The 8,117-nt window shown below is 70.2% G+C and carries 7 protein-coding genes; 3 read left to right on the plus strand and 4 right to left on the minus strand.

The features are described from left to right. Positions 1-161: 161 nt before the first annotated feature. Genes VIP82_RS20395 through VIP82_RS20405 form a run of 3 tightly spaced genes read left to right on the plus strand, consistent with a single transcriptional unit; the run spans position 162 to position 3,472 of the window. The gene (locus tag VIP82_RS20395) at positions 162-1,139 is read left to right on the plus strand and encodes an acetylxylan esterase (RefSeq protein WP_331912013.1); all 978 of its coding nucleotides are present in this window, start codon (positions 162-164) and stop codon (positions 1,137-1,139) included. Between the two features lie 42 nt (positions 1,140-1,181). Further along, positions 1,182-2,348: an ROK family protein gene (locus VIP82_RS20400; RefSeq protein WP_331912014.1), complete on the plus strand. Its 1,167-nt coding sequence runs from the start codon at positions 1,182-1,184 to the stop codon at positions 2,346-2,348. A gap of 35 nt (positions 2,349-2,383) precedes the next feature. Beyond that, the gene (locus tag VIP82_RS20405; protein WP_331912016.1) at positions 2,384-3,472 is read left to right on the plus strand and encodes a mandelate racemase/muconate lactonizing enzyme family protein; all 1,089 of its coding nucleotides are present in this window, start codon (positions 2,384-2,386) and stop codon (positions 3,470-3,472) included. Positions 3,473-3,549: 77 nt separating this feature from the next. On the opposite strand, the gene VIP82_RS20410 is transcribed toward VIP82_RS20405, so the two are convergent. From VIP82_RS20410 to VIP82_RS20425, 4 genes are all read right to left on the minus strand, one after another. After that, entirely contained in the window at positions 3,550-5,184 is a 1,635-nt protein-coding gene (locus tag VIP82_RS20410; protein ID WP_331912018.1) for a type 2 periplasmic-binding domain-containing protein, read from the minus strand. A 62-nt stretch (positions 5,185-5,246) separates the two neighbouring features. Then, on the minus strand, positions 5,247-6,239 hold the full coding sequence (locus VIP82_RS20415; RefSeq protein ID WP_331912020.1) for a carbohydrate ABC transporter permease: 993 nt from the start codon (positions 6,237-6,239) through the stop codon (positions 5,247-5,249). Beyond that, on the minus strand, positions 6,236-7,210 hold the full coding sequence (locus tag VIP82_RS20420) for an ABC transporter permease (protein WP_331912022.1): 975 nt from the start codon (positions 7,208-7,210) through the stop codon (positions 6,236-6,238). The genes VIP82_RS20415 and VIP82_RS20420 overlap by 4 nt, the downstream gene beginning before the upstream one ends. A 189-nt stretch (positions 7,211-7,399) precedes the next feature. Beyond that, positions 7,400-8,117: nuclease-related domain-containing protein (locus VIP82_RS20425; RefSeq protein WP_331912024.1), on the minus strand; the 718-nt coding region annotated here is incomplete at its 5' end.

An 8,117-nucleotide genomic window follows, 5' to 3' on the forward strand; every position in this document is an offset into this window, starting at 1 on the left:
GCCGGCGTCGGCGACGCTGCGCAGCATCCGCGGCGGCGCGCGCGACGTGATCGTCGACTACGCGGGCGACCGCGCGGTGGTCCGAGTGCCCGCCGGCGGGAGCGTCGACGTGCCGCTGGCCGCGCTCGCCGATGCCGCCGGCCTTGCGATCGGGGCGCCCCGTGCGCGGTGACCTCACCCTCGTCGACGAGCCCACCACCCAGACCGAGCCGCCGGACTTCGACCGCTTCTGGGCCGACACCCTCGCCGAGACACGCCGCCACCCGCTCGACGTCACCGTCGCGCCGCGGGAGACCGGCCTCGCGGTCATCGACGTGTTCGACGTCGCGTTCCGCGGCTTCGGGGGCACACGGATCCACGCCTGGCTGCGGGTCCCCCACGGCGCGACGGCGCCGCTCCCCGGCCTCGTGCAGTTCTTCGGCTACGGCAACGGCCGCGGCCACGCGCTTCGCGATCTGCGCTGGGCGGCCGCCGGCTACGCGCACCTCGTGGTGGATGCCCGCGGCCAGGGCCACGGCGACACCGACGACGACCACGCGGACGGCGGACCCTCCGCCGGCGGGTTCCTCACCCGCGGCATCCGCTCGCCGTACGAGTACTACTACCGGCGGGTGTACGCCGACGCCGTGCGGGCCGTCGAAGCGCTGCGGTCTCTCGACCTCGTCGATCCGGCCCGCGTCGGAGCCGTCGGTGCGAGCCAGGGCGGCGGGATCGCGCTGGCGATCGCGGGGCTCGTGCCCGACCTCGCGGTCGCGATCGTGCAGGCGCCGTTCCTGTGCGAGCTCGACCGCGCCGCCCTGCTCAGCGACGAGCACCCGTACGCCCTGCTGACCCAGCATTTCGCCGACCGGCGCCTCGACACGGCCACCGCCCTCGACACCCTGCGGTACTTCGACGGCGTGAACCACGCCAAGCGGGCCACGGCACCGGCCCTGCTGAGCACCGGGCTTCGCGACGGCATCGCGCCGCCGGCATCCGTCCTCCCCGCCTTCACGGCCTACGCCGGGCCCAAGCAGGTGGTGCTGTGGCCGTACAACGGCCACGAAGCCGGCGGCGACCTCGACGAGGAGAACGCGCTCGAGTTCGCCGCCGCGCACCTGGCATCGCGCCGACTCACCGCCGGTCGCCCCAGCGCCTGAGACGCGGACTCGCTACCGTATCGACTGAGACCGAAGGAACCGATGGATCACGACACCGCTGCGCGCACGACGCTCATCCGTTCGGCGTCGGAAGCAGGATCGAGGGTGTTCGCCACCATCCTGACCCGCAGCCCCATCAGCCGCATCGACATCGCACGCCAGACCGGGCTGTCGCAGGCGGCGGTCACCAAGGCGGTCTCGCCGCTCGTCGCCGCCGGTCTCGTCGACGCCCCGCCCGCGACGCATCGCGACGGCAACCCCGGCCGCCCGGCGGCGCCGGTGTCGATCGTCCCCGACGCGATGGTGCTGCTGGGCATCAAGGTCAACGTCGACGAGGTGATCGGGGTCGCCACCGACCTGGCCACGACGGTGCTCGCCGCCGAGCACCGGCCGCTGGCCGTCCACGATCCGGCGTCGGCGGCGGAGGCGATCATCGAGGTCGTGCGCCGGCTCGAAGACCGCCTCGGCGACAAGCGCGACGCCATCGCCGGCGTGGGCGTCTCGGTGTCGGGCGACGTCGACACCTCCACCGGCATCGTCCGGGAGTCGGCGATCATGGGCTGGGCGGACGAGGACTTCGGCGGCCTGCTGCAGGAACGGCTCGGCAGGCCCGTGACGCTCGAGAACGACGTGCACGCCCTCACCGTCGGCGAGCACTGGTTCGGCGTCGGCCTCGGCATGGAATCGTTCGCCATCGTCACCATCGGCCGCGGCATCGGCAGCGGCCTGCACCTGAACGGACAGGTCGTGACCGGCGCCTTCGGGGTGTCGGGCGAGATCGGCCACCTGCCGCTCGCCGACCCCGCGCGCATCTGCTCCTGCGGTCGCCGCGGCTGCGTCGAGGCGGTGGCCTCGACGGCCGCGATCGCGGCCACCGTGTCGGCCGCGCTCGGCCGCGACGTCGACATCGAGGAAGCGGTCCGGCTCGCGCACGCGGGTGACCCCGCCGCCGAGGCCGCGTTCCGCGAGGCCGCCGGCCTCATCGGCACCGCGATCGCCACGCTGGTCAACCTCGCCGGTCCCGAGCTCGTCATCATCGGCGGCGAGGGCGTGTCGAACTTCGACCTCTTCGAGAAGAACCTGCGCGACGCGTTCGAGGCCCACGCGTTCGGCGCGGCCGCCCGATGCCGCATCGTCACGCGCCCGCACACCTTCCAGGACTGGGCCCGCGGCGCCGCCGCGGCTGCCATCCAGTCACTCGTCCGCTGACGCCGCGCCGCGGCATCCGTCCTCCCGGAGAAGCCATGCCCGTCATCACGCGCGCTCGCGCCATGCTCGTCGACATCCCCGTCGAGACCATCCGCACCGACGCGGTGCAGTCGTTCGTGAAGCAGGAGACGATCCTCGTCGACCTCGAGACCGACGATGGCACGCCCGGCCGCGGCTATTCGTACACGATCGGCACCGGCGGCCGCGCCGTGCTGTCCATGCTGCGGGACCATCTGCTCCCGGCGGTCATCGGTCAGGACGTGCGCCGCCCCGAGGCGGTCTGGTGGCACGCGTTCTCGCAGACCCGCGCCACCACCGTGGGCGCCATCACCTCTCTCGCACTCGCGGCGATCGACACGGCGGTGTGGGATGCCGGATGCCGGCGCAACGGCGAGCCCCTCTGGCGCGCCGCCGGAGGCAGCGACCCGGAGGTGCGGCTCTACGACACCGAGGGAGGCTGGCTGCACATCGACGCCGACACCCTCGTCGCCAACACCGTGGCCGCGCGCGACGGCGGCTGGCACGGCTCCAAGCTCAAGGTCGGCTCGCCCGAGCCTCGCCGTGACGTCGAGCGCCTCGCCGCGGTACGTGCGGCCGTCGGCCCGGACTATGCGCTCATGGTCGACGCGAACCAGGGACTCACGCTCGCCGATGCGCGCGCGCTCGCCCGCGCGATCGAGCCGTCCGGGATCTCGTGGCTCGAAGAGCCGCTTCCCGCCGACGACGTGTCGGCGCACGCCCGCCTCGTCGAATCGACGTCCATCCCCATCGCTGTCGGCGAGTCGCTGTACTCCGTCGGGCAGTTCAAGGAGTACCTCGCCCGGGATGCCGCCACCATCGTCCAGCCGGACGTCGCGCGCGTCGGCGGCATCACGCCGTGGCTGAAGATCGCGCACCTCGCCGAGGCGTTCAACGTGCCGGTGTGCCCCCACTTCCTCATGGAGCTGCATGTCAGCCTCGTCGCCGCGGTGCCCAACGGTCGCATCGTCGAGTACATCCCGCAGCTGCGCGCCGTCACGACCGCCGACCTCGCGGTGACCGGCGGTCGCGCGGCCGCCCCCGACGAACCCGGCATCGGAATCTCATGGGACGACGACGCGCTCGAGAACCTGCGCGTGCTCTAGCCCGGGCCGCGACACGAAGACGCCCGGCGGTCTCGCGACCGCCGGGCATCTTCGTGGGTTGTGAGCCCCGCTGCGTCCTACTTCAGCGCGTCGTACAGGTCCTGCTCCATCTGCAGGAACTGCGCGAGGCCGAGACCGTCCAGGTCGTCGAGGTACGCCTGCCACGCGCCGTCATCGTTGATGTCGCGCTGGCCGGTGACGAACTCCGCCTGCGCCTGCGTGACGTAGTTCGCGATGTTCGTCTGCAGGTCGGCGAGCTCGGCCGACGTGTCGGCGTCGGGCCACAGCTTCTCGGCCGGGAACAGGATGCTCTCGTCGGGCATGTACGGCTCGTACTCCTTCGACGCGATGAGCAGGCGCCGCTCGTAGCCGTCCGGCGAATAGACGTCCTCGGGCACGACCTGCGAGTTGCGGTACTCGAGCGAGTCCCAGTACTGAGCCATCGAGCGCCAGGCGGCGTTCGACGTCTCGTCGTACGTGAGCGGCTTGAAGGTGGGCTCCAGCTCCGGGTCGAGCGCCACGTCGCCGTCTTCCGCCGGCACCCACGCCTCGCCCTCCGGACCCATGGCGCCCCGCTTGTCACCCTCGTCCGTCACCAGGTAGTCGATGAGCTTGATCGCCTTGATGCGCTCGTCCTCGGTCGACTTGTTGGTCAGGGCGAAGATGCCGAGCGGGTTCACGGGCGACCGCCAGGTCGCCAGCTGCGTGCCGTCGGGACCGGCGACCGGCGCGACCGCGTCGTAGTTCTTGTCGCGGCCGTCCGGGGACTCGGCCGTCACGAAGTCGTACGGATGCAGATCGACCGCCGAGCCGAGGATCTCGGCACCGGAGTTGTCGCCCAGCGCCTTGAGCGCGTCGCCGTTCTGGGTGAACGCCGCGGTGTCGAGCAGACCCTCCGACGCGAGGGAGTTGATGTACGCGAGGCCCTCACGCCACTCGTCCGACGCGGCGGCAAGCTGCACCTCGCCGTCCTCCATGACCATCGGGGGCGGGCTGGACGGCCCGGCGACCGGCGCGTAGGCGAACGCGTTCATCAGGTAGTTGATGATCGGCTGCGTCGCCGAACCGCTCAGCGGCACCTCGTCCTGCACGCCGTTGCCGTTGGGGTCGTCGCTCTTGAACGCCCGCAGCACGGCGCGCAGCTCCTCGGTGGTGGTCGGCTGCTCGAGGCCGAGGTTGTCCAGCCACGTCGTGTTCATCCACAGCTTCGACGGGAAGCTGCAGTGGTAGCACTCGCTCCACTGGGTGATCGCGTAGATGTGGCCGTCGGGAGCCGTGACCGACTCCTTCCAGTCCGGCTTCTCCTCGAAGCGCTCCTTGAGGGTCGGCGCGTACTCGTCGATGAGGTCCTCGAGCGGCAGCAGCACCCCCTGCTGGCCGTACTTGAGGATCTCGCTGCGCGAGAAGGCGTCGACCCACGGCACGAGGAAGTACGCGTCGGGGTAGTCGCCGCTGGCGAGCGAGACCTGGCGCTTCTCGCCTGCGACGCTGCCGTCGTAGGTGGTGGTCTGCCAGTCGAAGTCGATGTCGAACTTCTTCTCGACCTCCTGGGTGAAGCTGTTGTCCTTGAGCGTGCCGTTGTCGCCCTGCGGACCGAAGGCGACGAGCTGGCCGTTGTCATCATCGGCCGAGGGCGTGCACGCCGCCATCGCGAGCGTGGTCGCCGCGATCGCGATCGCTGCGACCGCTCCCCTCATCAAGCTGTGTCTCATTGCCGGAATCTCCTTTGCCCGGGTCATTTTGCGTGGTGGTGGGTCTGTGGCGGGAAGCGTGATCAGCCCTTGACGGCGCCGACCATGATCCCCTTGTTGAAGTACTTCGCGACGAACGGGTAGACGACGAGCATCGGCACGGTCGCGATGACGACGGTCGAGTACCGGAGCAGATCGGCGAGTTCGCGCCGCCGGAGCTGCTCGCCGACATCACCGCCGCCGCCGGCGTCGTTGAGCACGAGAAGGCCGCGGAGCACGAGCTGCAGCGGTTGCAGATCCGCGTTGCGGAGGTAGAGCAGCGCGTCGAAGTACGAGTTCCACTGCATGATCGCGTACATGAGCGCGATGACGGCGATCAGCGGCTTCGCCAGCGGGAGGACGATCGACCAGAGGATGCGCAGCTCGCTGGCGCCGTCCAGCTGCGCCGCCTCGTACACCTCGTCGGGGATCGAGGCGCGGAAGAACACCATCGCGATGATGACCTGCCACACGCCGATCGCGTTCGGCAGCAGCATCGACCAGCGGGTGTCGAGGAGTCCCAGCGACTGGACGACCAGGTACATCGGGATCACGCCGCCGCTGAACAGCATCGTGAAGACGACGGCGCCGGTGATGACCTTGCGGCCGAACAGGTTCTGGCGTGACAGGGGGTACGCGATCGCGACGGTGCCGGCCACGCTGATGAGCGTGCCGATCACGGTGTAGAAGACCGAGTTCGCGAAGCCGCGGACGATCGCCGGATTGCCGAGCGCCTCGACATAGCCACGGAAGGTGATGTCGACCGGCCAGAACAGCACCTGGCCCGACGAGACGGCGTGCGGGCTCGACAGCGAGCTGGCGACGATGTTCAGGAGCGGCAGCAGCACCACCAGCAGGAAGATCGTGAGCAGCACGTACGCCACCGCGACGAAGGCGCGGTCTCCCCTGGTCTCTCGGATCTTCACGCCGCGTGGCTCCGATCGCCGGCGCCGGCCGCTGGGAAGGGAGCGCGCGGCGACCGCGCCGACGGCGGCCTCTTCGGCGAGGACGGCCTCCTTGCTGATGACGTTGCTCACCACAGCCCGCTTCCCGTGACCCGCTTCGACACCGCATTGACGACGAGCAGCAGGACCAGGCTGATCACGGCGTTGAAGAGGCCTATCGTCGCTCCGAGACTGAAGTTCGCGTTGAGGATGCCTGTCTTGTACACGTACGTCGGGATGATCTCCGACGTCGAGAGGTTGAGCGCGTTCTGCAGCAGGAACGCCTTCTCGAACCCGATGGCCATGATGTTTCCGACGCCCAGGATGAGGATGATCGTCGCCGTCGGCATCAGCGCCGGCAGATCGACGTGCCGGATCTTCTGCAGGCGCGAGGCGCCGTCGATCTTCGCCGCTTCGTAGAGCGAGACATCGACCGACGCGAGCGCCGCGAGGTAGATGACCGCGGAGTACCCGGTCGTCGTCCACAGGTCGGTGGCCACGTAGATGTGGCGGAAGAAGTCGGCGTCGGCCAGCAGATCGACCTGGCCGGCCCCGAAGAAGCTGAACGTGCGCCCCAGCAGGCCGACGCGCGGCGACAGCAGCAGGATCGTCATCGACACGATCACGACCGTCGAGATGAAGTACGGCGCGTACGTCATGAGCTGCACCGTGCGCTTGAAGAAGCGCAGCCGCACCTCGTTCAGGGCGAGCGCCAGGATGATCGGCAGCGGCAGGCTCGCGATCAGGGTGTACGCGGCGAGGATGAACGTGTTGGCGACCAGCCGCGGGAACACCGGGTTGCGGAAGAGCCGCTCGAAGTTGTCGAAGCCGACCCAGGGGCTCCCCCACACGCCGTCGATCGGGTTGTAGTTCTTGAACGCGATGATGGCGTTCGCCATGGGCACGTACCGGAACACGATGAACCACACGATGGGCAGCAGCAGGAGCAGATAGAGCTGCCAGTACCGCCGCACGCTCCGGGAGAACCGTGCGCGGGTGGTCAGCCTTCGCGGCTGCGGGATCACCGCCGCGGCGGGTGTTGCATGCTCAACGTCGAGCGTCATCCGGATCCTCCAGGGATTACTTTACGACGTAATGTTATGTTGTCGAACGCGTTTCCGCTACTGGATCATCCGATGTCTGCGAATTCGACATCTCCCGCGTTCAGCACGTGCTCTCGCCGAGAGCCCGAACGTGAACGGCGTGTGCTCTCGGCGAGAGCACGGGATGTCGACGCGGGCGCAGGGCTGCGGCTACGCGAAGCGGACGGTCTGCTGCAGCCGGGTGCGGATGTCGAAGACCTCGTTGCCGCCGATGTCGCGGGCGCCGGTGATGCCGCGGCGCAGCACGGTCGAGAGCGCACTGCGCGACGTCACCGCGACCCGCAGCCCGCGTACCCGCCCGAGCTCCTGGATGGGGTCGACGACATCCTCGTCGGGGAGCACCACGATCGCACCGCTGAAGCGGACGCCTGCGGCGCGCGAGATGACGCGCATGCGCGCGAGCAGTTCGGCCAGCGGTGCGCCGGGCACTCCGTCGCCGACGAACTCGCCGCGGCGCAGCCGCGCCGGACCGCCGAAGTCCTCCGACAGCAGGCCGTACAGGCCGCTCGGGCCGAGCACGATGTGGTCGATCTTGGCGTCGGGGTCGGCATCCCGTCCCGACGCCGCCACGTCGTGCCACACCGTGTAGCCCATGCCGAGGTCGGCCACGATGCGGGCCGTCGCCTCCTCGGCGAGCGCGTCGGCGAGCAGGCGCCGCAGCGCGACGGGGGCGGAGCGCACGAGCGCCGGGTCGTACGGGTCGTCGAGGGTCACGCCGCGGCCGGCCCACTCGCGGATGAGCGTCAGGTAGCGTTCGCGGCGCCAGCCGCCCGGGTGACCGTACGAGCGCGCGCGGGGACGTGTGTCGGTGCGGGCCGACGGCGGCCGCCACCCCGACCATTCCGGAGCCGCCGCCTCGCCGAAACCG

Origin of the sequence: Microbacterium sp., assembly GCF_036566905.1 — a bacterium.
Lineage (GTDB): Bacteria > Actinomycetota > Actinomycetes > Actinomycetales > Microbacteriaceae > Microbacterium.